Origin of the sequence: Candidatus Chloroploca sp. Khr17 (assembly GCF_004138165.1) — a bacterium.
Lineage (GTDB): Bacteria > Chloroflexota > Chloroflexia > Chloroflexales > Chloroflexaceae > Chloroploca.
The window spans coordinates 42,456-67,979 of sequence record NZ_RYFF01000002.1; the positions used below are offsets into that span (position 1 = coordinate 42,456).

The 25,524-nt window shown below is 57.7% G+C and carries 18 protein-coding genes and 1 riboswitch; of the genes, 12 read left to right on the forward strand and 6 right to left on the reverse strand.

Going from position 1 to position 25,524, the window contains the following annotated elements:
• Positions 1-279 precede the first annotated feature (279 nt).
• From EKD05_RS01610 to EKD05_RS01620, 3 genes are all read left to right on the forward strand, one after another.
• Positions 280-1,587: an acyl-CoA dehydrogenase family protein gene (locus tag EKD05_RS01610; protein WP_129670568.1), complete on the forward strand. Its 1,308-nt coding sequence runs from the start codon at positions 280-282 to the stop codon at positions 1,585-1,587.
• A 134-nt stretch (positions 1,588-1,721) separates the two neighbouring features.
• Positions 1,722-1,889, forward strand: a riboswitch (SAM riboswitch).
• Positions 1,890-2,002: 113 nt separating this feature from the next.
• The gene (locus EKD05_RS01615) at positions 2,003-3,289 is read left to right on the forward strand and encodes a homocysteine synthase (RefSeq protein WP_129670569.1); all 1,287 of its coding nucleotides are present in this window, start codon (positions 2,003-2,005) and stop codon (positions 3,287-3,289) included.
• Between the two features lie 88 nt (positions 3,290-3,377).
• Positions 3,378-4,520 (forward strand): homoserine O-acetyltransferase, encoded by a 1,143-nt coding sequence (locus EKD05_RS01620; RefSeq protein ID WP_129670570.1) that lies wholly within the window; start codon positions 3,378-3,380, stop codon positions 4,518-4,520.
• A gap of 67 nt (positions 4,521-4,587) precedes the next feature.
• Here EKD05_RS01620 and EKD05_RS01625 read toward each other — a convergent pair whose 3' ends face one another.
• Positions 4,588-5,322 (reverse strand): RNA polymerase sigma factor, encoded by a 735-nt coding sequence (locus EKD05_RS01625; RefSeq protein WP_129670571.1) that lies wholly within the window; start codon positions 5,320-5,322, stop codon positions 4,588-4,590.
• 198 nt (positions 5,323-5,520) lie between these two features.
• Positions 5,521-6,480, reverse strand: coding sequence for a glycosyltransferase (locus tag EKD05_RS01630; protein WP_129670572.1), 960 nt, complete (start codon positions 6,478-6,480; stop codon positions 5,521-5,523).
• A 99-nt stretch (positions 6,481-6,579) separates the two neighbouring features.
• On the opposite strand from EKD05_RS01630, the gene EKD05_RS01635 reads away from it, so the two are divergent.
• Complete coding sequence (locus EKD05_RS01635; protein ID WP_129670573.1) at positions 6,580-7,494, forward strand: YecA family protein; 915 nt, start codon at positions 6,580-6,582, stop codon at positions 7,492-7,494.
• 56 nt (positions 7,495-7,550) lie between these two features.
• Here the strand turns inward: EKD05_RS01635 and EKD05_RS01640 are convergent, their stop codons facing one another.
• From EKD05_RS01640 to mltG, 3 genes are read right to left on the reverse strand one after another with little or no spacing between them, the layout of a single operon-like run.
• A complete protein-coding gene (locus tag EKD05_RS01640) occupies positions 7,551-8,297 on the reverse strand; it encodes an A24 family peptidase (protein WP_129670574.1) in 747 nt (248 codons plus the stop codon).
• A gap of 2 nt (positions 8,298-8,299) precedes the next feature.
• A complete protein-coding gene (aroE, locus tag EKD05_RS01645; RefSeq protein WP_129670575.1) occupies positions 8,300-9,151 on the reverse strand; it encodes a shikimate dehydrogenase in 852 nt (283 codons plus the stop codon).
• Positions 9,152-9,188: 37 nt separating this feature from the next.
• Positions 9,189-10,256 (reverse strand): endolytic transglycosylase MltG, encoded by a 1,068-nt coding sequence (mltG, locus tag EKD05_RS01650; protein ID WP_129670576.1) that lies wholly within the window; start codon positions 10,254-10,256, stop codon positions 9,189-9,191.
• A 775-nt stretch (positions 10,257-11,031) separates the two neighbouring features.
• Between mltG and EKD05_RS01655 the strand changes: the two genes are divergently transcribed.
• The 8 genes from EKD05_RS01655 to EKD05_RS01690 all read left to right on the forward strand — a co-directional run bounded on the left by EKD05_RS01655 (position 11,032) and on the right by EKD05_RS01690 (position 24,517).
• Positions 11,032-11,694 (forward strand): hypothetical protein, encoded by a 663-nt coding sequence (locus tag EKD05_RS01655; protein ID WP_129670577.1) that lies wholly within the window; start codon positions 11,032-11,034, stop codon positions 11,692-11,694.
• A gap of 4 nt (positions 11,695-11,698) precedes the next feature.
• On the forward strand, positions 11,699-13,060 hold the full coding sequence (locus tag EKD05_RS01660) for a hypothetical protein (RefSeq protein ID WP_129670578.1): 1,362 nt from the start codon (positions 11,699-11,701) through the stop codon (positions 13,058-13,060).
• Complete coding sequence (locus EKD05_RS01665) at positions 13,057-14,925, forward strand: ABC transporter permease (protein ID WP_129670579.1); 1,869 nt, start codon at positions 13,057-13,059, stop codon at positions 14,923-14,925. The genes EKD05_RS01660 and EKD05_RS01665 overlap by 4 nt, the downstream gene beginning before the upstream one ends.
• Positions 14,922-16,172 carry an ABC transporter ATP-binding protein gene (locus EKD05_RS01670; protein WP_129670580.1) on the forward strand — a complete coding sequence of 417 codons (1,251 nt, stop codon included), beginning with the start codon at positions 14,922-14,924 and terminating at the stop codon, positions 16,170-16,172. The genes EKD05_RS01665 and EKD05_RS01670 overlap by 4 nt, the downstream gene beginning before the upstream one ends.
• Before the next feature lie 14 nt (positions 16,173-16,186).
• Complete coding sequence (locus EKD05_RS01675) at positions 16,187-20,317, forward strand: glycosyltransferase (protein WP_129670581.1); 4,131 nt, start codon at positions 16,187-16,189, stop codon at positions 20,315-20,317.
• A gap of 1 nt (position 20,318) precedes the next feature.
• Complete coding sequence (locus tag EKD05_RS01680) at positions 20,319-21,752, forward strand: glycosyltransferase family 4 protein (RefSeq protein WP_129670582.1); 1,434 nt, start codon at positions 20,319-20,321, stop codon at positions 21,750-21,752.
• Between the two features lie 201 nt (positions 21,753-21,953).
• Positions 21,954-23,513, forward strand: coding sequence for a glycosyltransferase family 4 protein (locus EKD05_RS01685; RefSeq protein WP_240695578.1), 1,560 nt, complete (start codon positions 21,954-21,956; stop codon positions 23,511-23,513).
• Positions 23,514-23,518: 5 nt separating this feature from the next.
• Complete coding sequence (locus tag EKD05_RS01690) at positions 23,519-24,517, forward strand: glycosyltransferase family 2 protein (protein ID WP_129670584.1); 999 nt, start codon at positions 23,519-23,521, stop codon at positions 24,515-24,517.
• Positions 24,518-24,530: 13 nt separating this feature from the next.
• Here the strand turns inward: EKD05_RS01690 and EKD05_RS01695 are convergent, their stop codons facing one another.
• Positions 24,531-25,454 carry a methyltransferase domain-containing protein gene (locus tag EKD05_RS01695; RefSeq protein WP_205703840.1) on the reverse strand — a complete coding sequence of 308 codons (924 nt, stop codon included), beginning with the start codon at positions 25,452-25,454 and terminating at the stop codon, positions 24,531-24,533.
• Positions 25,455-25,524 lie beyond the last annotated feature (70 nt).

Here is a 25,524-nt window from a genome sequence, read left to right on the forward strand (position 1 = left end):
TGTCAGCCCTCCCAAGATTCTTGCTTGGACTGGCGAAAACGACTAGCTTCGCTCGCCGTTTCCGCCAGCCCAAGCAAGATTTGCCGGGCGTTAGCCCAAGCCATATAATTCCTCTCATTGACATGTCTTGTGCCGATGTGCTATAACATGTATAACGCATTGCGTTAAATGTTTATCGATGCGTGATCGGCGCCTCCCAAGTTTATGGCAGAGCGACGATGATCCGTCGACCGACGACAGTGTTGTCGCCGGCGGCACGCTATCTATCGGAGGAGATCTATGGCTCCCGTCACGCTACCCTTTGCTGGTCTCTCTCGTCTGTTTCAACAGGTGAAATTCCCTGGTGGAGTCAGTCCGCAGGAGATCGGCCTGCTGCTCAAGAGCATTACGAGCAAACGTCGTCCAAAACATCTGCCGTCGGTCAATGGTGACTTCTACGATATTCTTGATGTGTTGTCCGATGAAGAACGTGCGATCCAGTTGGCAATCCGTACGTATATGGAGGAGCGCGTTCGCCCGGTGATTGCTTCCTATTGGGAACGTGGTGACTTTCCACACGAACTCGTGCCTTCGTTTGCCGCGATGATCCAGAGTACGTTTGGCTCACGCCCCTATTCGCTTGATGCCCTTGGCCCTGTCTTGACAGGCATTGCTGCAATGGAACTCGCACGGGTCGATCCTTCGATGTACACCTTCTGGGGTGTCCATTGGGGCCTCTCGATGGGCTCGATCTTCATGTTTGGCTCGGATGAGCAAAAACAGCGCTGGCTGCCCGCGATGGAACGCTTTGAAAAGATTGGTACTTGGTCGCTCACCGAGCCCGAGGTTGGCTCGGCGACGGCTGCTGGCCTGTTGACGACGGCCCGCCGTGAAGATGATGTCTGGATTATCAATGGTGCCAAAAAGTGGTGCGGCAATGCGCCAATTGCTGATCTGAATGTGGTCTTTGCCCGTGATGTGGCTGATAATCAGGTCAAGGGCTTTGTGGTCGAACGTGGCATGCCCGGCTACCATGTCGAGAAGCTTGAAGGCAAAATTGCCCTGCGCGTGGTGCAGAATGCGAATATTCAGCTCCAGAATGTGCGCGTTCCCGAGGCCAACCGGCTCCCCGGGGTCACTGCGTTCCGCGATGTCGCCCGCCAGTTGGCGATGGCTCGCGCTATTGTCGCTTGGGCAATGACTGGCACGGCGATGGGTGCGTATGAACATACCCTCGCCTATGCCAATGAGCGCATTCAGTTTGGTCGCCCGATCACCGGGTTCCAACTCGTGCAGAGCGGTCTCGTGTCAATGCTCGGCAACCTTACCGCGATGCAGGCGCTCTGTCTGCGCCTCAGTCAGCTCGCCGCCCGCGATGGCAAGCTCAGCCACGAACGGGCCTCGCTCGCCAAGGCCTTTTGTGGCGAAAAGATGCGCGAAGTGGTCGCCACTGGTCGGGGCCTGCTCGGTGGCAATGGCATTCTGCTTGAACACGATGTCGCCCGCTATTTCGCCGACGCCGAGGCGCTCTATTCCTACGAGGGTACCCACGAAATGAATACCCTCATCGTTGGTCGGGCTATTACCGGTATGAGTGCCTTTATTTAGGCGCGTAGTCCCTTTGCTCTGTTTGGGGTAGCGTGGCGCTCGCTCGACCACCACGCTACCCCAAAAAATTCCCTCTTGACAATCTCGCGTCAAACTGTTATATTTGAACCCAGCACACGAACAACTAGACGCGCGGCTCATCCAGAGCGGTGGAGGGAACGGCCCTATGAAACCGCGGCAACCACCTGGAAGTCTGATGCTTTGTAGACGCTCGCTTGCATAGAGCAGGTAGCGTATGATCTGCAAAGCGTTTTGCCCAGGCTCGGTGCCAATTCCGACAGAAAACATCTGGAAGATGAGCGGCACGCTGCGCCGATCTTCTACCTGAATCGCGAGTGTCTGCCCTCATCGAATACCGATGAGGGTTTTTTTGTGTGTTGTTTTGTTCGCAATCTATGCTATAAGGGGGGATCCTATGGCCGATGATCAGCAGTTTACCGGTTTTGAGACGCTGGCTTTGCATGGCGGGCAGGTTCCTGATCCGACAACGGGCGCACGCGCAGTGCCGATTTATCAGACGACATCGTATCAGTTCCAGGATACCGATCACGCTGCTCGCCTCTTTGGTCTGCAAGAGTTTGGTAATATCTATACCCGGATTATGAACCCAACGACCGATGTCTTCGAGAAGCGGCTCGCGCTCCTCGAGGGTGGCGTCGGTGCCCTTGCCCTTGCTTCCGGTCAGGCTGCTGAAACCCTCGCGATCCTCAATCTCGCCGGGACTGGTGATAATCTCGTTGCGTCAACCGATCTTTATGGTGGTACCTATAATCTCTTCCGCCATACTTTGCCCAAACTCGGCATTACAACCCGTTTTGTTGATGGCCGTGATTATGAGGGTTTTCGTCGGGCGATTGATGGGCGTACCAAAGCCTTCTTCCTCGAACTCGTCGGCAATCCAAAGCTCGATGTGCTCGATCTCGAGCGCATTGCCGCTATTGCCCACGAGTCCGGCGTTGCGGTGATTGTTGATGCGACTACTGTAACCCCTTATCTCTGGAAGCCGATCCAACATGGGGCCGATATTGTGATCCATTCGGCAACCAAGTTTATTGGCGGCCACGGCACCAGCATCGGCGGGGTGATCGTTGATAGCGGCAAGTTCGATTGGGCCAATGGGCGCTACCCCGAGTTTACCGAACCCGATCCTAGCTACCACGGGCTTGTGTATACTCAGGCTCTCGGCAATCTCGCCTATATTATCAAGGCCCGTGTCCAGGGTCTGCGCGACCTCGGTGCGGCGATCAGTCCCTTCAATTCCTTCCTCTTGCTCCAGGGCCTCGAGACGCTGCCCCTCCGTATGGAACGCCATAGCCAGAATGCGCTCGGTGTCGCTCGCTGGCTCAGTGAGCACCAGAAGGTTGCCTGGGTCAATTACCCTGGTCTGCCCACTCATCCGAGCTATGAACTGACCCGCAAGTATCTGCCGAAAGGCCAGAGTGGCATTCTTGGCTTTGGCATCAAAGGCGGGCGTGAGGCAGGTCGGACTTTTATCAATAACCTGCGCCTCTTCTCGCATCTGGCGAATATCGGTGATGCCCGTAGCCTCGCCATTCATCCCGCCAGTACCACCCATAGCCAACTTACCGCTGAAGAGCAACAACTGACCGGCGTCACGGATGACTATCTTCGTCTTTCGATCGGCATCGAGACCCTGGATGATATCCTCGCCGATCTCGACCAGGCGCTCGCCAAGGTGTAGGTGTGATTGGGGGAACCAGTGGCGACCGAAGGGCCACTGGTTCCCCCGCCAAGCAAGTAGTGTAAGCCAGTATCCTTGAGGTGTCTCTATGACTGCTGTGGCAACTGAGCGTGTCTTTGATGGTGTTGGTCTTGTCCAACGGCAATATTTTACCTGGACTGAGCCGCTCACGCTTGAGAGTGGCAAGATGCTTGGGCCTGTAACGCTTGCCTATGAGACCTATGGACAGCTCAATGCTGAGCGCAGCAATGCAATTCTCTTGCTCCATGCCCTTTCGGGCGATGCGCATGCCGCTGGTTTTCATGGCTCTGCTGAACGCAAGCCGGGTTGGTGGGACATGATGGTCGGCCCGGGACGCCCCTTTGATACTGATCGTTACTATATTATTTGCTCGAATGTCATTGGTGGGTGCATGGGTTCGACTGGCCCTTCCAGCCGTGATCCGCGTACCGGGCGTCCCTATGCGACCAGGTTTCCTGTGATCACGATTGGCGATATGGTTCGCGCCCAGGCCCGCCTGATCGATGCGCTCGGCATCGATCAGTTGATGGCCGTCGCCGGTGGCTCGATGGGTGGGTTTCAGGCGCTCGAGTGGATGACGAGTAACCCTGAGCGCGTTCGTAGCGCGATCTTGATTGCCACCGCTGCGCGCTCAGGTACCCAGACCATCGCCTGGAATAGCATTGCCCGCCGGTCTATTATGAGCGATCCGCGCTGGCGCAATGGCGACTATTATGGCTACGAGCCTCCCGTGGATGGTCTCGCCCTTGCCCGTATGCTCGGCCATGTCACCTATCTGAGTGAACCCGCGCTTGAGCAGAAGTTTGGGCGACGCCTGCAGCATAATGATGATCTTGCTTTTAGTCTCGAACGCGAATTTGCTGTCGAAAGCTATCTCGATTATCAGGGCGAAGCCTTTAATCAACGTTTTGATGCCAATTCATACCTCTATATCACCAAAGCGATGGATTACTGGGACTTGCCGGGACGCTATGGCAACCTCGATGTCGCCTTCAATCGGGTAACTGGCAGCACGCTGCTCATCTCGTTCAGCAGTGACTGGCTCTATCCGAGCGCTGAGTCACAGGCGATTGCCGATGCCCTCACCCGCCGTGGCCGTTTCGTCGAACACGTTGACCTCCCCGGGATTGCCGGCCACGATGCCTTTTTGCTTGATGCTGCCGCCCAGGAGCCGATCATCAACGCGTTTCTTGATGATGTCGGTTGTTAGCGATCCGGATCCATGCACAAACGGCGAGCAAAGCTCGCCGTTTGTGCATGGATGTGGGCGATCCTTGCTAGTAGAGTTCACGCAGCATCGCGTGCCGTCGCAGGCGGTTCAGGACGATCCGCTTGATTGCGTAGATCTCGTGAACATCGCTGAAGAGGTTTTGCCAGCGTTCGTAGATGTCGCCCGGTTTCATCCCGAGTTGGTACGAACAACGCACGACCAGGCGCTCGGTTTCACTGGTGAGTTGAGCCTCGATTAGTTGCCAGAATTCTTCTCGCCCTACGCGTTCGGTGGCCTCTTCATCGGCGTGCGCCATGCGCTGATCGTTCCAGTTCACCGCTTCTTCGGGCAGCAAATCGGCATAGGCCTGGCTCCGTGCTGCATCAATCACCACACACGAGGCACACCGGCGGAGATAGTTGAGCAGCGCCGCAAGATTCGGAAAGGCCTCAAAGCGCGCGGCTGGAATAGCCCGCCAGAAACGGGTAAAAGCTTCGCTGACAAAAAAATCACTCGTCTCGCCACTGACCGTGAAGGCTCCTGTACGACGCACCCAGTGCTCGACCAGGGGGGCATAATGTTCAAAAAGAAACGTCCATGCCAGTTCATCACGCTCGACCAGGGCGCGCCGGAAGAGTTCATAGGCAAAGCGTGCATCATACTCTTCGTGGTTGTAAAAACGACGCCCTTCCGTCTGGGCGCGACGGGCGAGACTCGTCAGATCCATCTGCCGTGGGTTATCTGCCACGGTTGAAGGCGGGCTATACGTTGGGTTTGTGGTTGGTATCAGCTGCGCGTTCATTCCTGGCCTCCTCTTCGGCATTCCTGCGTGTGAGTTCTAAGACCAGTGTAGTTGGTTGGCGCAGCGATGTAGAGGTCGAAAGCCTCCTGTTTACCTGACGAAAAACGGGGGAAGCCTACGTTTATTCCCCCTCGTACTATGCAGACCTCACAGGTCTGCAAGACCTGCGAGGTCTGATGACCGCTATCTCCAATCGCACTAGCGTTTGAGCCTTCGCTTCTTCAGCCGCCCCACCGGGTAGCCCACCATTTTGGCGATGTCGCCAACCACCCGTATCAGTGGCACCAGGGCCAGCGCAGTCCCCTGCTCAAGCCCTGGTCGCCCCTTCAGGCGCTTGAGCAGCCGCCGGTACGGACGATACGTGTACGCACCAAGCCCCAGGGCCACCAGTGCTGCGCTCGGCCCGCAGAGCCTGGGTACGTAGCGGGCCGCCGTGAGCATCAGGGCGGTGCTGCTATAGACCAGGTAGCGGATCGCGTGGCGTTTGGGCCAGAGACCCGCTATGCCGTCGCCGCGCGCATAGAAGTAGTATTGGCGGGCAAAGGCGCTCAGCGAACTGCGTGGGCGAAAATAGACCAGCGCCGAAGGTGCAAAGGTGCGCCTGAACCCTGCCTGCTCGGCGGCCCGGGCAAAGACCAGGTCTTCGCAGTGACTCAGCCATTCGGGAAAGCCGCCGACGTGCTCCCACAGGCTCCGTCGAAAGGCCATTGATTTGCCAAAGGGCATAAAATGGGTTGGATCGATTTCGTCCAGATCACGATAATTGACGGCTCCCAGGGTCAACTCAAAGAGCGATTGCGGATCGGCCTGAAAGAATCCGCCGACAAGGTCTGCTTCATCGCGCTCGATTGGTGCTACAATCGCCTCAAGCCAGCCAGGATCGAGGCGCAGGCCGGCGTCAGTGCAGGCAATGATGGTGCCGCTGGCGGCACGAATGGCATGATTGCGTCCTGATGAAATCGAATTTCCACCTGCCACCATGCGAATGCGTGGCTCGCGGGCCGCATAGGCACGGACAATCTCTGGCGTTGGGTCACGACTGAGGCAATCATTGATCACAATTTCATCGGGAAGACGGTGTTGCGCCAGCATCGAGTCGATCAAGGCCCCGATCGTTTCTGCTTCGTCACGTACGGTACAAATGAGTGAAATAGACATAACGTATTGCTCCGTGAGCGGGCGACAGCCCTCGAGTTTCTTTCTTTGGCTGGTACCAACCAGCATAGCTGGTTGGTACCAGCGCAATAAGGAGATGGTATGAGCAACCAACCAAAGCGCAAAGCCTCCAAACTTGGTCGCAATGATCCGTGTCACTGTGGCAGTGGCAAGAAGTATAAAGATTGTCACCTACCGCTAGAACAGGCCGAACGGACCGAGCAGATGCGTTTGCATCAGGCGCAGGATACCCTCTTGCCACGCATTATCGAGGCGGCGCAGGCGTTGCCGATGCAGTTTCTTCCGGCGCTTGAGCGTTTCTGGCAGGGCAAATATCAGGTCGGGCAACTCGATGAGCTCGATACGCTGGAAGATCGAGGTGCCGAGCGCTTTCTGACCTGGTTTGCCTTTGATCTGCGCCAGGAAGATGGCCGTACCCTGGTTGAACAACTCGCAGCCGATGAAGCGTTTGAGCTTGACCTCTACGAGCGCCGTCTCTTGCAGACATGGGCAACCGTCCGCTTACGTCCGTATCTTATCGAAATGATCAAGAAGGGCAAGGGCGTCATTGCCCGCGACCTGTTGAGCGACGCGACTTACGAACTCGCTGATCACAAAGCCTCGCGCCGCCTGGAGAGTGGTGAAGTTCTCGTCGGCCACCTGGTGCCCGTGGAAACCCCCGTTGGGGCCGAAGCGCCCAACTATTACCTAGCAGGTGCTGCGGCGCAACTCACCGACGACACAGCTGAAACGCTGGTGGCCTTTGCTGAACTGCACCTGGCCGACCTCCGCCGGACGCTCCCCGATGCTGCCTGGGCCGACCTGATCAAGGAACGGAGCGAAATCTTCAACCACTTTGTCACCGCCTTACCGACCGAAGAGCGCGATCCAACCATCTTCGACCGCATTCTCAGTGACGGCCAGATCGCCCTCAAACTGACTGCAGCTAATCTCGCCGAACTCCTCGGTCGCAAACCACCCGAAGAAGAAGAAGCTGACTCCTCACCATCCTCCTAACGCTTGTGCTTGCGTTGAAAAAAGCCAGCTACGCTGGCTTTTTTCAACGCAAGCATTTACACACCTATCCCGCCGGAGGCAATAAAGAGGATCACCCCTAGACAAAGATAACTCCCATAGGCTATGTAGGTTGGCGTTGGGCGTCCGGTCGCCCGCACAATGAGAATGCCTGCCGAGACGATGCCCGCCAGGATCATCCCCGCAAACAGGGCTGCACCAAGGTGCAAGAAGCCGACGGCGGTGCCAATAAAGATGGCCAGATAGACATCACCAAGGCCAAAGGGCACGCCTGCCGAAGGAAAGAGCATCCGGGCAAGGAGATAGAAGAGGAGGAAGACGAAGCCGCCGGTCAGCGCACCGAGAATCATCAGACGCCAATCGATTATGCCTGTCACCAGGCTGAAAAGAAATGCGCCAATGACCCCGCCAAAAATCACCGCAGTATAAATATACCGATAGAGCCAGTCAATTGCCCCGGTGATAACTAGTACGGCGCATACAAAGGTCAGATAATAGAACGTCGGCCCCAACCCGTAGAGTTGATAGAGTCGCAAGAGCGTGAGGCCACAGACGACCTCAACAAACGGGTAGATCCAGTGCAGTGGTTGCCCGTTGCGTGCGCGACCACGCTGAACCAACCAACCCACAACCGGGATGAGTTGCCACCAGACCAGGGCGTCGCCCGTGCGTATACAGCGCGGCCATCCGAGCAGCCTGCCTTCACGTGGAATGCGCACAATCAGCACATTCAACAGGCCACCCAGAATCAGCCCACTCAGCATGACGAGGAGTGCGGTACCCATACTTAACGCAACGCCGCCCACATAACCTCCAACGGTGCCTCACGTCCCGTCCAGAGGGTAAAGCCGATCGTGCCCTGATGTACCAGCATGCCCAACCCATCACGGATCTGGGCCCCACGGGTTGCCGCTTCCTGCAGCAAACGTGTCTGGCGATAGACCATATCATAGACAAGGGTGTGCGGACCAACAGGCGGATCGGGCAGCGGTGTTTCGTCGCCATGCCAGCCCTGTGAGGTGGCATTGAGCAGCAGATCGCAGGTGCTCAGGTATTCGGTCAGCTCGGGATCGTCTAGGCCCAGGGCAATCAGTGAGGGGGGTGGTTCGCCGGTTGCCGTCAAGCCTTCATCATCGGTGGTCGTCAGCAACAGATCAGCCAGCAACTCCTCGGCGCGCTCGGGCGTACGGTTCGCAACCACGAGCGTATCAACTCTGGCCTCGGCGAGACCGAAGGCTGCGGCGCGGGCGGCCCCGCTGGCCCCCAGGATCACCGCCAGGCGCCCCTCGGGCGCAAACCCGGACGCGGCGAGATCGACCATCAGCCCGGGGGCGTCGGTATTTGTGCCGATCAACTCACCGGCTGGACTCTTATAAATCGTATTGACCGCCCCGATCTGCGCAGCGAGTTCATCAATCCCGTCTAGGAAAGGCATCACCGCCTGTTTGTGGGGCAGCGTAATATTCGCCCCGAGGTACTCAGCGCCACGGAGGGCCGCAATCCGGGCGGCAAGCTCGGCGGCAGGTGTATGCACCGCCTCATAGCGGATCGCGAGGCCCAGGTGCTTCAGGGCTGCATTGTGCATCAGATGGGAGCGGCTGTGGGCTACCGGGTCGCCAATTAAGATAATTTTTTGCATCCTCGATCCTTTGCCCTGACCAGAAGCCATGTCTGGGCTACTGACAGGCCAACCACTCGGCCTCGTACTCCAAGAATTCTGCGAATGAGGCCGCAAAATTGTGTGAGCCATCAAGTTCGCAACTGGCGACAAAAAAGAGATAACCGTCTGCATCATCGGGTTGCGCGGCCGCTCGTAGCGCATCAAGCCCCGGCGAGGCAATCGGGCCTGGCGGGAGACCGGGGCGCAACCGCGTATTGTACGGACTCTCAATCTGCAGGTCGGTCATCGTCAGATTTTTGCGCCACCACGTTTGTTCAACGGTACTATAGCCTACCGCATATTGGATCGTTGCATCAGCCCCAAGCAACCCGCCACCGACAATTGGTGCATTCTCGGGCTTGAGTCGGTTCCAGAAGACCCCGGCGATCAAAGGCATCTCATCAACCAGAGCCGACTCGCGCTGCACAAGTGAGGCCATCGTGACCAGTTGATGCACATTCACATTAGGAACCTGGACATTGCGCTCGATGGTTGCATATTGCTCAACAAAACGATTGAGCATCCGTCGAACCACTTCATCGGGGTTCGCCTGTTGCGGAAAGCGGTAGGTGTCAGGGAAGAGATACCCTTCCAGGCTCGCCCCATCAGGTAAGCTACTCAGCAAGAAGAACTCGTTACGAAAGCGTGCGCCATCGCGGGCCGCTTGCAAAAAAGCGGTCGCCTCAACAATTTCCGCCGCTTCGAGCGTGTCGGCAATCTCTTCGAGGCGCATCCCTTCGACGAAGGTTACCTGCATATCCTCGATCCGTGCGGTCTGTAAAGCAATGGTGATCTGACTCATCGTCATCGTCGGACTCAACACATAACGCCCGGCCTGCAGGCGCCCATCGAGATCCTGGCTGCGACTGAGCCATGTAAAAAGTATCGGCTGACGAATCAGCCCCTGACTCCGCAGCTGGGTCGCTATTTCAGATGTACTTGCTCCTGGCCTGATCACAAATTCAACCGGCTCACCACGCGGGTCAGCCGGGGCACGTAGTTCATTCAACGCAGCATAGCCAACGCCAGCCACTACGAGCGCGATCAGGGCGACGCCCAGCATCAGGGCGCGCACGTGTCGCATCACAATAGATCCTCCTGGTACCTGTCTTGTCCTCGTTCACCACGTCATTATACCACTGACATTCAGGGCTACGCCCTTCGGGGGGGCTCAATGCAGGGCTGAGGCAACGTCAGTTCTCCAGGGTCGCCGTCGCCGTAAACGGCTCGGCTCCTGCGTACAAAGCCCGCCTGCGCGGGCTGGATGCGGCCGCGCAGGCGGCCTTCGCGACCCGTAGCCGCGGGCTTCAGCCCGACGGTGTTCCGGTCAGGTGGACGTTGCCTCAGCCCTAAGCCTCAAAGGGTTTCTCTTGCCATGAGCAGTGGAGGGCCAGCGGGTATCACCGCCTTCGGAGGTGTTGCGCCATCTCCGTTGCGCCCTGCCCCCGCTCTGGGTGCCCGCGTGCGCGGGAACGACAAGTAGGGGGCCGGCGGGTACACCCAATCGGCCCGGAGGCCCAGTTGACTAGCCGACACCCTCACCACATGCGCGTGCTGGGCCGCCCGTCCTGATGCGCAACAAGAATTGGTACGCACGAATGGGGCGTTTTGCCGGATCAGCAAGCCCGTGTCAGCATAGGTGAAATCCTTGGAAAGCCTATGGCCCCGGCGTAAGCTCTAAAAACTATGCTACAATCATATGCTGGCAATAGACCCTTAGACAAGGTTTCAGCCTCCTTTAGCATTCGGAGGTGTGCATCGCGTCCTGATGCGCTTGGCCTATTTCCTATTTCCTATTTCCTATTTCCTCGTCTTAGCGATGTGCCGTGTATCGCTGGATACCGATGCTGGAAAGAGTGATGGTTTCACGACGACTCCTGCTTGGCGCGACAATCTTTTGCCTCGCAGTTGGTGCGCTGGGTGCGCTGCTCTACCTTCAGCAACGGGCCGCTCGTTGCAACCCGCTTGTTGCCCGTGAGTTGTTGCCCAATGCTGACTTTGCCCTCGTGAGTCTGCCCGGGACACTCCCTGATGGCTGGAACCGCCGGGCCGGTGGCGTCGAGTTGCGTGGCCCGGCGGTTGATGGTCAGGGCTTTGATCTTGATGGCGATGGCCGTGCGATGCAGGTGATCGGCATTGGCAATTACCTCCAGACACCCGCTGTGCCGGTACAACCCGGTGTGCGCTACTGTGTGTCGGGGTTTGCCCTGACCGATTCGATCCAGCGCTCGTCTACTCGTCTGCGCGTTACGTTTCACTGGTACGATGAGGCCGACCAGCCTATCCAGACCGACCACACCCTCTGGCAGCCCGTGGTGCTCTGGACACCTGAACAACCTCCACGGGCTTGGTCGCCGATCCTGGGGAGTTTTGAGGCCCCTGCTGAGGCAGCGAGCCTGACCATCCGGTTTGCGCCGGCCTCAGATGATCGCATCTACCTTGACCGCCTGCGTGTCCGCCATGGCGGGGTTGCCCTGGCGCAACTGGCTGCCACGCCCGATCCACGCTGTTGTGACCAGTAAGCCTATGAAACAAATCAGACCAGGCCAGCAAGCAGGGTTCCTCTCACGGCGTCGCTTTTTGCGGCTCGCCGGGGCATTGGCTGGCGGCTCCTTGCTGGCTGCCTGCGCATCACGTACCCCTGTTGCCCCCGTCGAGACATTTTTCCTCCCTCGGCTTGCAACTTGGCCGGCAGGTCGTCGGGCTGCTGTCGCTTTTACCTTTGATTGGGAAACGGCGATGGGGGGCTTGGTTCATTCGCGTTCGATTGGCGACCCAAATGTTGATCAAGACTATTTGCTCCGGGCGCGACGGATGCGCGAGGGCCTTGCGGCAACCATGGCTATCTTTGCCCCACTCGCGATCCGGGCGACCTATTATGCGACCGGCTACAATTTTTTGCTCGGCAACCGCGAACAGCGCCAGTTTCTCGGCAATCCGATCTTTTCCTGGGCGACCCAGGCCAATGGCTGGACTTCGGATCGCTGGACGACAACGCCCTGGTTTGCCGATGACCCTTTTGGCACGGTTGAGACCCATCCCGAGTGGTATTTTGGGGATGTGATCGAGCCGTTGCGTGAGGCCGGACATACGCTTGAGAGTCATACCTTTAGCCATTTCCACGGCGGCCTCGTTGATCCAGTCACTTGGCGCCTCGATCTCCAGACCTGGAATAATCTCGCGGCAGAACGGGGTGTGCCCCCCGCTCGTTCGCTCGCGTTCCCATGGAGTAGCAGCGCTGGCATGAGTGATGCTTCGTGGGATGAATTGGAATTGGCAGGCATCACCAGTGTGACTCGTCTCAGTAACCAGGCCCAGTATAGTCTCTGGGAGGTTGATCAAGACGGCGTTGTGCTCCATCCGTGCCCATGCTGGTTGCCCGGACGTGAGGGGCGCATGATGGCGTGTCCCGATTTTTACCTGACGGTAGCGCGCACAAGCCTCGCTCTGGTGCAAATTGAACGAGCCGTCGAGACTGGTGGTATGATAGACTTCTGGGCGCATACCGAAGAGGTGGTTAGCGCTGAACAGCTTGCCTCGTGGCAACGGGTGGCTACCCGCGTGGCGAATGATATTCGCCTCTGGGTTGCACCATTAGATGAAATAACGACCTGGTATGCGGCCATTGCTGAGGTGCGCGTTGAGGCTGATGTGCTTGATGAGCAGCGTGGCGAGCTTCATCTGCAACTCACCAATCCAACGCGAACCGCTTTACCAGGCTTGACGTTACATGTGCCAGCGGCAACGCAACAGGTTTTTGTCGAAGATGCCGAGCTTGAAACCGTGCGTGGGCGTTTGTCGTGGCGGATGGGTTGGTGGCCCGCCGCCGCCCTGGTCACGCTTGATCTTCCTGCTGGAACAGCAGTACGTATGCGGATAGTAATGTGAATTTCTTTGATCGTCTTGCTCTGCTCAATCGAGTTGTCCTGGGCTTGCGGCTCTATCAATGGTTCTGGGTGCTGCTTTCTGTCGTGGGCGCTCTTGCCGTTGCCGTGCCGCGGGTACTCGCTCAGCCGGTTGTCTATTATGCGACGGCGCAGACCCATTTTGATCTCGAGCGCTATGGCGCAATCTATAATCCGGTTGGCCCGAATGTGACTGGCCTCAGCATTGCGATCGGCGATGCTCATGAGGTCTTGCGTCAGCGTTCCTTCGCCCGTGGCGATGTGCGCTTTGGGCTTCCCAATTATCGGGTTGATTTCATTCCTGATGAGCCTGGCGTGGTGTTGGTGCGTGGCGTCGGGTCAACCGCAGGTGAGGCGCAGGCTCTTGCGAATGCTGGGGCCGAAGAATTGGTGCGCCAGATTCGTGCCGCAGGTGGTCGCGAAATCTTGCGCAATATGCTTGGTTGGGAGCTCTGGTTGTCCACGTCAACTGAAGCTATATCCACTGAGCCTGATGCATTTGCGCAGTTGCTACGCCAGATTATTCGTACGCAGGCCTTCCCGATGTCACGCGAGCTTGAGCCGGTTACCACGCCCCGCGATCTTGCGACCCTCTCTGAAGAGGAACTCCAGGATGTGGCCCGTGCGCTCGAAGCCCGCTATGATCTCTGGCGTTTTGCCATCAATACGCGCAATGCGACCCTTGATGCCCTCTGTGGTACCGATGGGATCAATGTCACTGCGACTCGCGAGACTGCGCTGGTGACCTGTGCCGCAACGAATCCCGCTGCCGCCGTTGAGCTCGCCGAGCGTGATCGCGCCATTGTGCGCCTCCGCGTTATTCAGGCGACGCTCAACTATGTCGTCGTGACTTATGATGTGCGGTTTGATCCAACGACTCCCGCTAGTGTCTGGGCTGTTCCGGCCCCCCTGCCAGCAACTTCTGAGCCACGGTATGTTCCGCACTTGATTGCCCTCGCGATGGTCTTTGGTCTCACCTTTGGGATCTCCGGGGTTGCTGTTGAGCGAAGTGCCGGGATTACCACCAAAGCTGTTGAACTCTGGGGGTATCGTGAACTGATCCGCAACCTTGCCCTCCGCGATCTGCGCACGCGCTATAAAGGCAGTGCGCTTGGATACCTCTGGACGCAACTCGCTCCCCTGGGCATGATGCTGGTCTATGTGATTGTCTTTAGCCTGCTGCTGCCCAGTAGCATCGCCATGTTTCCGGTCTTTATTATCGTCGCGCTGTTGCCCTGGAACTATACCGCCGAGTCGATTATTGGTGGTACCCGCAGCATTATTGACAACGCTGCGCTGATCAAGAAGGTCTATTTTCCTCGCGAGGTTTTGCCGCTGGTGACGGTCTTTTCGAGCCTGATCAACTTTGTGCTCTCGTTGCCGATGATGTTTCTGGTTATGGCGGTGGTGCAGTTGACGACCATCGGACGACTCAATTTTTCTTGGTCGTTTGCCTATTTGCCTGTGCTCATGCTTATCCAGACGATCATGCTTGTGGGGTTTGCCATGCTGCTCGGCTCGGCGGCGGTCTTCTATCGCGATGTTGTCCACCTCATCGGCATCATCATGAATATCTGGTTCTTCCTGACGCCGATTATCTATCCGCTTGGGGTCTTTGGCGAAGGATTGGCGGTACGCCTGGTGCGCTGGTTCAATCCAATGGCGTCACTGATCGAGTTTTATCGTGAAATTCTATATGGTAATGTTGTTGCCGTCGGGCAGATCCCGACGCCCGCGTTGCCCGCGTTGAGCAGCGTGTTACGTGTGAGTGTGATGGCGCTCGTGATCCTTGCTGTCGGCTATTGGGTGTTTCAGCGCGTCAGTCGCAATTTTGGGGAAGAGATTTGAGCCCTGTCATTGAATTCAACCAGGTTAGCAAGCGCTTTGTCTTGCACAAAGATCAGCGCAAGACCGTGCAAGAGCGGGTGATTGGTCTGGTGCGCCCGCGGCCCCCTGGCGATGTCTTCTGGGCGTTGCGTGATGTTGACTTTGTCGTTCATGAAGGGCAGTCGCTGGGTCTGGTTGGGCATAATGGGGCGGGCAAGAGCACGGCGCTCAAGCTGATTACGCGGATTCTTGAACCAACAAGTGGGCACGTGCGTACCCGTGGGCGCATTGCCGCGCTGCTTGAACTGGGCAGTGGCTTTCATCCCGAGTTGAATGGGCGCGAAAATGTCTTCCTCTACGGGTCGCTGATGGGGATTGGGCGGCGCGAGATGGAACGCAAGCTCGAAGAGATTGTCGATTTTGCTGATATTGGCCCTTTCATTGATACCGAGATCAAGCACTATTCTTCGGGCATGTATACGCGCCTCGCCTTCGCTGTCGCGACCGCAGTTGATCCCGATATCCTGATCACCGACGAGGTGCTGGCCGTGGGCGATGAGGCGTTCCAGCGCAAATGCATGGAACGCATCTATGGTTTTCGACGGGCTGGCAAGACGATTATCTTTGTCTCGCACGCCCTCGAAGTTGTGCGCTCGCTCTGCGATGTGGCCGTCTGGCTTGACCACGGCGAACAGCGTGCCGATGGACCCGCAGGCATAGTCATTGATGCCTATCTCGCCGAGGTCAACCGGAAAGAAAAGATTCGCCTCGAGAATGAGCGTATCCGTGAGGGCGAGGAGAGCGAGGATGCTCCCCAAGCGACCGAGAGCCTCTTTCGGCGGGGAACACGCGAAGTTGAGCTTGTCCGGGTTCAATTGCTTGACGAGACCGGTGAAGAACGGGCGGTCTTTCACACCGGAAAATCTCTGACAATACGTATACATTACGAGGCCCACGAGCCGATCACCGATCCGGTGTTTGGGGTGGGTATCTACCACGAAAGCGGAATCTGGATTAGTGGCCCGAATACCGGGTTTGACAGCGTTGCAATCCCACGTATCATGGGCCAGGGTTTTCTTGATTACACCGTCCATGATCTACCTCTTCTGACCGGGCGTTATAGCCTTAGTGTTGCGGTGGTTGATAGCACCCAGTTGCATGTCTTTGACCTGCATGACCGACTCTATCAGATTGTTGTGCATAATGATGCCGGACGTGAGCGGTACGGGATGCTGGCGTTGCGCGGCACTTGGCGTTGTGATGCGTGAGAAGGAGCAGCGGGATGGCGGAACAGAATCCGCAGAGCTTGTACGATAAGTTCTATTTTGCGACAGGCTGCGGAAGACCGTATGAGCGTGATGATCACTGGACGAATTTTTTTGGTGAGATCGCCGACGAAATCGTTGCCGCGATTGCGCCCAGCGATGTCCTCGATGCAGGCTGTGCCCTCGGGTTGCTGGTGGAACAATTGCGTGAGCGAGGGGTCGCCGCCGAGGGAATTGATATTTCAGAATTTGCGATTGCCAATGCCCCCGAAGCAGTCAAGCCCTATGTTCGGGTTGGTTCGGTCGCTGAACCCTTTGAACGTCGTTATGATCTGATCGTCTGCATCGAAGTCCTCGAACATATGCCAAAAGAAGAGTCCGAGCGTGCGGTGGCGAATTTCTGTGCCCACAGTGACGATATCCTCTTCTCCTCTTCGCCGTTTGATTATAAAGAAGTCACCCACTTCAACGTCAATTCCCCGGAATACTGGGCTTTCCTCTTTGCGCGTCACGGTTTCTACCGCGACGTTGATTTTAATGCGGCATTCATTACACCCTGGGCGGTGCGCTTCCGCCGTCGCAACGAACCGACCGCACGCATTGTGCGTGAATATGAGCGCCGTTTCTGGGAGTTGTGGAAAGAGACCACTGACCTGCGAGCGTTGAGTCTGGAACAGCGCGATCAGTTGCGCGATCTCAATGCGTTGTATGTGCAGGCTCAGCAGAACTATGAGGATGAACAGCGTCGTCATTACGCGACCCTCCAGCATTATGAGGATGAACAGCGTCGTCATTACGCGACCCTCCAGCGTTATAATGAAGCCTCGCAGCAGAACCAAGAATTTGAGGCACAACTCCGTGACCTGCACCAGCAAGTCGCTGCACTCAAGCAGAGCAAAGCGCTTTTGCGCCAGCAGCGTGATCTGATCCGGGCGATGGCGCGTGAGGATCTTGCCGATCTCCGCACTGATCCAACGCTGAGTCAAACCCAGGCCTATGCCCATCACCTTGAAGCTGAGCTCACGCATCGCGATGAGTATATCGCCTGGCTGGAAAGTCTGGTGCGGGCGTTTGAGCAGGGACGGTTGATGTCACTAATGCGACGCTTGCGCCGGAGTGGTACGATTCTCCCGCCTGCTTCTTCGTCTACTCCTACGCTTCCACCGTCGCCATCGCCACTGCCTGAATCGGCTCCTGCACCAGTGGCCTTGCCTTCTGATCCTGCGTCGGTCTATGCACGCTGGATCGTGGCCCATGAGCCCGATGCGGCTACGTTGATTGCCCAGCGGCAGCAGGCGTATCACCTGGCCTATCGTCCTTTGATCAGCATGGTTACGCCGGTCTATAATCCTGCTCCAGAAGCCCTCAAGGCGATGCTTGCGTCGGTCTTTATGCAGACCTATGATCGCTGGGAGTTGTGTCTCGCCGATGCTTCGACCGAGCCAGAGGTGCGTGCGTTGCTCCAGCAGTTTGCTTCAACTGATCCCCGCGTGCGCTTGACGACCCTCGCACAGAATGAGGGCATTAGTGCGAATTCCAATGCAGCCTTTGCCCTTGCGACGGGCGAGTTTATCCTGCTCCTCGATCACGATGATACACTGGCCCCCGAGGCGCTCTTTCAGGTGGTGCAAACCCTCAATGCCCATCCAGAGGCTGATATCGTCTACTATGATGAAGATAAGCTCAGTGAGGACGCGACGACACGGCATAGTCCCTGGTTCAAACCGTCGGCCTGGTCGCCCGATTTGTTGCTCTCGACCAACTATCTGATGCACGGGGTCTTCCGCCGGAGTCTGGTCGAAGCGTCCGGGCGCTTCAACCCGGCCACTGACGGTGCCCAGGATTGGGATTTAGCGTTGCGTTGCAGCGAGCGTACCAGGGCGATCTATCATCTTCCGCGGGTGCTCTACCACTGGCGTCAGATGCCTGGTTCAGCTTCGCGTGATGCCAATGCCAAGCCGTGGGCGCTGGCGGGTCAGGAGCGTGCGCTGCGTGATCATCTCTCGCGTGGTCTCGCTTCATCCGCCGAGGTGGTGCGGCTCAATGTGAGTGACCTGCGGGTGGTCTGGCCTGTGTCAGCTAAACTTGTTTCGATCATTATTCCCAATCGCGATCGCTACGAGTTGCTACACGCATGTCTTCGTTCGATCTTTGCCACCACAACCTACCCTAAGTATGAGGTGATCATTGTTGATAATGGCTCGGTGGATGGGCGTACGCTGGCCTATTATGAGCAACTCAAGGCCGACGGTCGGGTGCGCGTCGTTCCGTTTGCGGAAACGTTCAACTGGTCGCGAGCCAACAATCTTGGGGCCGCCGAGGCGCGCGGCGATCTGCTGCTCTTCCTCAATAATGATACCGAGGTGCGCGCCGGTGACTGGTTGCACGAACTGGTCGGTTGGGCCGAACGCCCCGAGGTTGGGGTGGTTGGCTGTAAGCTGATCCGCCCTGATGGTACGACGCAGCACGCGGGGATCGCGATTGGTGTGGAAGGCCACGGGAGCCACCTCTTTGATGGCGATGTGACCCCGACGTATGGCCCCTTTGGTTCCTCCGAGTGGTATCGCGATCTGCTGGCCGTTACGGGTGCCTGCATGATGATGCGTCGCGATGTTTTTGAAACCATCGGTGGCTTTGATGAACGCTACCGTGTCGGTTATAGTGATCTGACCTTCTGTCTTGCCGCCCATCAGCACGGTCTGCGCGTTGTCTATACGCCGCACGCCTCGTTGTTGCACCACGAAGGTGCTTCACGTGGTTTCGATTTGCCCTTTGCCGATATCCTGCGGGCCACGCTTGAGATGTTGCCGCACATTCTGGCGGGCGATCCCTACTTTAGCCCGCATCTTTCACCGGTGCAGCGCCGTCCCGCAATTGCCGATCCCGCCGGTGAAACAATCATCGAGCGGATGGCGCTGCTTGTCTCAACGTTTCATTTGACGAAGACGTATGACCCTGTCCAACTGGCTGCAGTTGCCGAGCAATTGCTCAAGCCACGTCTTCCTGCACAGCCGGTAGGATCAAGCAGCGCACCACGCCTCCTCGTCTGCTCGCACGAACTCTCGTTCACTGGAGCACCGCTGATCCTCTTCCAACTTGCGCAGCACTTTGCCGCGCAGGGTTATCAGGTGACGATGGCTTCGGTCAAGCCCGGGCCACTCGGGGCTGTGGTCGAGGCCGCCGGCATCCCGGTCGAGGTCAATCCATTGCTCTATGATGATGCCCTGGTGGCGGCTACCATGGTGCGTGACTATGATCTGGTGCTCGTCAATACGATCCTCGGCTATCGGGTTATCCTGGCCGCCCACGTAATGGGGGTTCCCTCGGCCTGGTGGATCCACGAGTCGCGCTCGGGGTATGCGTTGATGGAGAGCGAGGCGGCCCCGCGTGAGGCGTTGTCTCTTGCCGATCGCTTGATCTTCCCCGCCGCAGCGACGGCAGCCCTCTATCGCGGGTTTACTTCACGTCAACTTCCCACGCCGCTGCCGTATGGAGTGCCTGATCTTCCCTTTGAGCCTGACCGGCCTCGCGATCCTGAAGAACCGCTGATGGTGCTGGTGATCGCCAGTATGGAGACCCGCAAAGGCCAGGATCTCGTTGTCAAAGCCTTCCAGCAGTTGCCCCCGGCGGTGCGTGCCCAGTTTGAACTCTATTTCATCGGTGGTATTCACGATCCACACTATTATCGCCAGGTACGCGCCGATCTCGCGGCTGAACCAAATGTCTATTTTATCGGGTTGCTCAACCGCGATCAGACCCTGACCTATCTGCGCCAGGCCGATATCTTTGTTCTGCCTTCGCGTGACGAGGTGTTGCCTGTCTCGATCCTTGAGGCGATGGCCTGTGGCAAGGCGATGGTCGTGACCGATGTTGGTGGTGTGACCGAAGCAGTGCGCCATGAACAAGAAGGCCTTGTTGTACCGCCTGATGATGCGGGTCAATTGGCTGCGAGTCTGGCTCGCTTGATCAGTGCGCCCGAGCTCCGTCAACGCCTCGGTCGTGCCGCGCGTGTGCGCTACGAAGAGCGTTTTACCGCTGCGACCTTTGCGCAAGCGATGGGGGCGCTTGTGCGTGATCTTCTACCCCCTGAACGTGCGTTGCCCGCTGGTCACGATGCTGATGCAGAGCCTCAGCTACCCCAGGAGTAATATGACACGTGTTTTGATGGTGAGTACCGATGTGGTCGGTCCATCAATGGCGGGGCCAGGTATTCGTGCGCTCGAATTGGCGCGCGTGCTCGCACGTACACACGAGGTGACCCTTGCGATCCCCGAGGGCAGTAGGCCTTCGTCGCTGCCCTATGCGGTTGTTGCGTATCAGCCAGGCCGTGCGGGCGATCTTGCCGCTGCGGTCGCTGACACCGAGGTGATTGTTGGGCAGGGCTTTGTCTTTTCGCGCCATCCTGAATTGTTGGCTGCCTCACAACCGATTGCCATCGACCTTTACGATCCTCAGATCCTCGAGAGTCTGCATCTAGTGCGCCAAGTCGATCCGGTGACGGCGGCGATTGAGGCGCAGGGCTTTGTCGCTCGTACCAGGGCGCAACTCGAGCGGGGGGACTTCTTTTTTTGTGCGACTGCGGTGCAACGCGATTATTGGCTTGGGGCTTTGAGTGTGCTTGGTCGTATGACGCCAACGCTGGTGGCTGAGGCTGATGATGATCTGCGCAGTTTGATCGATCTTGTGCCGAGTGGCCTCGATCCTCAACCGCCACGTCGGGATCAGCCTGTTCTGCGTGGGGTGCATCCGGCGATTCCCGAGGATGCGTTTCTCTTGATCTGGGCCGGTGGTCTCTGGGATTGGTTCGATCCGCAGCTTGTCGTACGTGCCGTTGCGCAACTCCGTGAGACGTGTCCACAACTCAGGCTCTGCTTCTTTGCCGGGGCTCGCCCTAATCCTGATGGCCCACCGATTGTGACGCCCGAGGGTCTGGCTGTGCGCGAATTGGCCGCGCACCTTGGGGTGCTCAACGAGACGGTGATCATGCTTGATACCTGGGTGCCCTATGCCGAACGCGGTCGTTATCTCAGCGAAGCTGATGTTGGCGTCTCGGCGCATATGCCTGGGATCGAGACCCACTTTGCCTTTCGCACCCGTCTGCTCGATTATCTCTGGGCGCGTCTGCCGATCGTCTGTTCGCTGGGTGATAGTCTGGGGGAGCAGATCGCGCAGGCGGGGGGCGCGATCTGTGTTGCGCCCTACGATCTTGATGGCTGGTGCGCGGCCCTTCACCAACTCTATCACGATCGCGCGCAATGCAGGGCTATGGCTGCGTCAAGCGATGGCGTGGCTTGTACGTTCACCTGGGACGCGGTTGCTCAACCGCTGGTAGCTTTTTGTGATGCACCGCGTCGCACGGCACCCGATCATGGTGCAACCGAACGCCCGGCCCCAGTCGGGCTTGATCCGCAAGTGCTCGTGGCGAAACAAGCACAACTCGTCGCGCTTGATCACTATGCGCGGCAACTTGACGCCGCCTTGAACCAGAAAAATCAGCATATTGCCCACCTTGAACGCCATATCGAGCGGATCGAGATGGGCCGTGTGATGCGCTTGCTCAAGTTGCTGACCCGACAGCGGTAGCCCCTCTGTCTGCTATGACGTATCTGTTCAGACTTGGGGTAAAGCACCATCCTGGGAGCGCGGGTGGCTCGCCCGCGCTGGTCTCGATGCGGGTGAGCCGCCCGCGCTCCCAGGAGAAGTGTGAACAGGTACGCTATGACCTCGATTTAATGTGGCTCTCGAAGCGATTAGCCTGACCTTGCCAATATGATGCAGTTGTTGATGTTGAGCCACGATGTTGTAGGATCGCGCATGGCCGGGCCGGGTATCCGCGCCTGGGAGCTTGCCTGTGCCCTGGCAGGCCACGTGCCAACAACCCTCGTTGCGCCTAATCAGATCGATTTGCCCCCACCGCCTGGTTTGCAACTCGGTTCCTATACACCGGGTGAGCCAGCTAGTTTTGCCCCCTGGTTTGCTGGTGCAACGGTTGTGTTGCTCAATGGGCATCTGCTTGAGGCGCATCCTGAACTGGCTGAGCTTGATGTGCCTTTGCTCATCGATCTCTATGATCCCACCATGCTCGAAAATCTTGAACTCTTCCGCACTGCCTCAGCGGCGGAACGCTCATTGCGCCACCAGCGTGATGTGGCGCTTTTCCAGCGTCAGTTAGCCACCGGGGATTGTTTTCTCTGCGCCACTGAGCGTCAGCGGGATCTCTATATCGGTGCTTTGCTTCTCGCTGGCCGGGTGACGCCCACCTTGACTGACCACGATCCCGATCTTCGTCGCCTCATTGATGTGGTGCCGTTTGGCCTCCCTGCGGCTGCTCCTGTTCGCCAGGGGCCAGGGTTGCGCGGTGTGGTGCCTGGTATTGGCCCGGATGATCTGCTGGTGCTCTGGAGTGGCGGCCTGTGGGATTGGATGGATCCGCAGACGCTGGTAGCGGCAATGCCGGCGGTTGCCGAGGCGTTGCCTCAGGTGCGGCTGGTCTTTCTGGCGGGGCGGCACCCTGGACATGCGCTGCCAATGCAGGCAGGGGCGCAGGCACGTACGCTTGCGGCTCGCCTTGGGTTGCTTGATCGCCACGTCTTTTTCTATGACGAATGGCTGCCCTATGCCCAACGCGCCGATCTGTTGCTTGAGGCGGATCTCTTTGTTTCGTTGCATCGTGACCACCTCGAGACCCGCTATGCGGCGGTGCGTTCGCGGGTGCTTGATCATTTCTGGGTGGGCCGCCCGAGTCTCTTGAGCGACGGCGATCCAGCGGCCGAATTGATCCGTGCCGAAGGCGTTGGCTTGGTTGTTCCTCCTGAAGATCCGACTGCTGTGAGTGCGGCCCTTGTGCAGTTACTTGAGGATGCTGAGTTGCGGTCACAACAGGCGATTCGGGCGCACGCCCTGGCATCACGGTTGCAATGGGCGCACCTGATTGAGCCAATCCTGCGTTTTGTCCGTGAGCCTGTGCGTACCCGAACTCTTGTTCCTCTTCTCCGTGAGCCGGTACGCCCAACGGCGGCTTCGCCAGTTGCGCAACGCAATGAAGCCGTGCGTTTGCTGGAAGAACGTTGGCATCAGTTGCAGCAACCTGCCCCTGGCACGCCCTTCCTGGCGCACCTTGGCAGACGCCTGGCGCATCTGCTCGTGCGCCCCGTCATGCCGCTGCTTGCAGCGCATATTCAGGTTGTCTATGCCCAGGCCGAAGTAACTGATCATCTGGCTCGGGTTGGCAAAACCCAGATCGAAGCCTTTGCGATGCAACTCCAGGGCCTCGAGGATGCTGTCTTGCGCTTGGAGGCGTTGCAACGCGGGGAGGTTCCACCTCCCCCCACCAGTAAGGAGTAACGCCGGTGCGGGTGGCTGTTGTGGTCTTGAGTTGGAATGCTGCCGATGCTCTGTGCGCCTGCCTTGCCGCTCTGTTGCGCCAGCAGCGCCCTGCCGACAAGCTTCTGGTGGTGGATAATGCCTCTGCCGATGCGAGCGTCGCTCGGGTTGCCGCCGCCTTCCCCGAAGTCGAAATCCTGACGAATCCACACAATCTTGGCTTTGCCGGAGGGATGAACGTGGGCCTGCGCTCCTTGCTCGCCGCCTCGCCCCCGTTTGACATTGCTGTCCTGCTCAACCAGGATACCCTGGTTGATCCAGGCTGGCTGGCCGGTTTGTTGGCTCCCCTCGATGAGCCTCAGGTTGCAGCCGTTGGCAGCAAGATTCGCTACCCTGACGGACGCCTGCAGCATGCCGGGGCGCTGCTGGAGTGGCCGTTGGGCTTGGTACGCCATGTTGGGTGGGGCGAGCCTGATCAGGGCCAGTATGAGTTGCCTCGTGACTATGAGGTGCTGACCGGGGCGGCGCTGGCGTTGCGCCTGGCAGCGCTCGTTGACGTTGGTCTCTTTGATGAAGGCTTCTGGCCCGCGTACTACGAGGATGTCGATCTCTGCTGGCGGCTCGCCCGCGCTGGCTACCGGCTGGTGTATGCCTCGGCGGCGACGCTCGCCCATCAAGAGTCACACTCGACACGCGACGAAGTCACCCGCATGACCTACTATCACCGCGGTCGCCTACGATACCTCTTCAAACACCTCACGGTCGATCAGTTAACCAGAAGCTTTCTGCCTGCCGAAACAACCTACCTGGCGACCAGGCTTGCCTCACCCGAAGCGCGTGCCCTTCGGCGAGCATATGCTGACACCCGTGACACGGTGCATGAACTCTGTGAGGCGCGTGCCTTCTTCCATCCAGATGAGCCTGGTGTGAGCACGCATCTGCAACATATCCTTGCTCATGTGCAACAGACCATCGCCCAGGCTTACGTTCGCCAGGCCCACGATGTTGCTGCAGCCTTAGGTTAAGCCTGGGCTGTGATTAAATGACGCGTAAAATCATAATAAATTCAAGCTCGTTTTTGAGCGTCATTTCAATATCAAATGGCAATGTAAAGTCGCGCCTTAAAATTACCAGAAGCTCAAGCAATTCAAATTGCGTCCAGGCGTGATAGTGGATGCTGTAATCTATATCCAACAGAAAAGTGACGTGTTGGGCAATCGCTTCTTCCCCTTCGACTTTATGGACAAATTGAGTCCACTCTTCAAAATGTTGATGCTTTGACCAGGCCGATCCTTCGGCATGATCACGCAACAGATGTTCAATGCTGGTTGACGGGCGCTCATGGTCAAAGGTAAAGCGTTTATCGGGAACAGCCAGGTAGAGGAAGCCTCCGCGCTTCAAGACACGTAACAGATTTTTGATCGTGCCAATGGGATCCTCGCAATGTTCAAGGAAATGATTGGCAATCACAAAATCTTGCGACTCACTGGCAATGGTTGTTAATGTTTCACCGTTGTCAATAATGTCTGGTTCAACCAGATCTAAATGTGCCAGTTCAGCGTAGTGTGTACGCAAATCGGCGACTGACATCCGATCAACATATTTGACATGGGCTGTGGGTGGAACTCGTAACGGTTGATTGAGTGCCCCGATCTCAAGTCCTTCACCGTGGAGGTACCGCGATGCGGCGAGCCAACGCCCTATCTCGAAAGGTGTGGTAGGCACAGACTCGCTGGGAGGGACTTCTTCGCTGGGAGGGACTTCTTCGCTGGGAGGGACTTCTTCGCTGGGAGGGACTTCTTCGCTGGATAGGGGCGGTTCGGCACTTGAAACGGTGCTTGAGAGAACCGGGGGTGGTATCAAAAGGGCACCTGATGGAACCGGCATCGCAACAGGCTCAACTCCTGCTAGCGCACGGAAGCTTGCACGGAGGCGTTTTTTGACTCCATTCAATCCTGACATAAGATCCGCTTCCTCCAGGTTATATTACTCAGAAAATTATAGCCCCCATTGCGTGTCAATAGCACGCTCT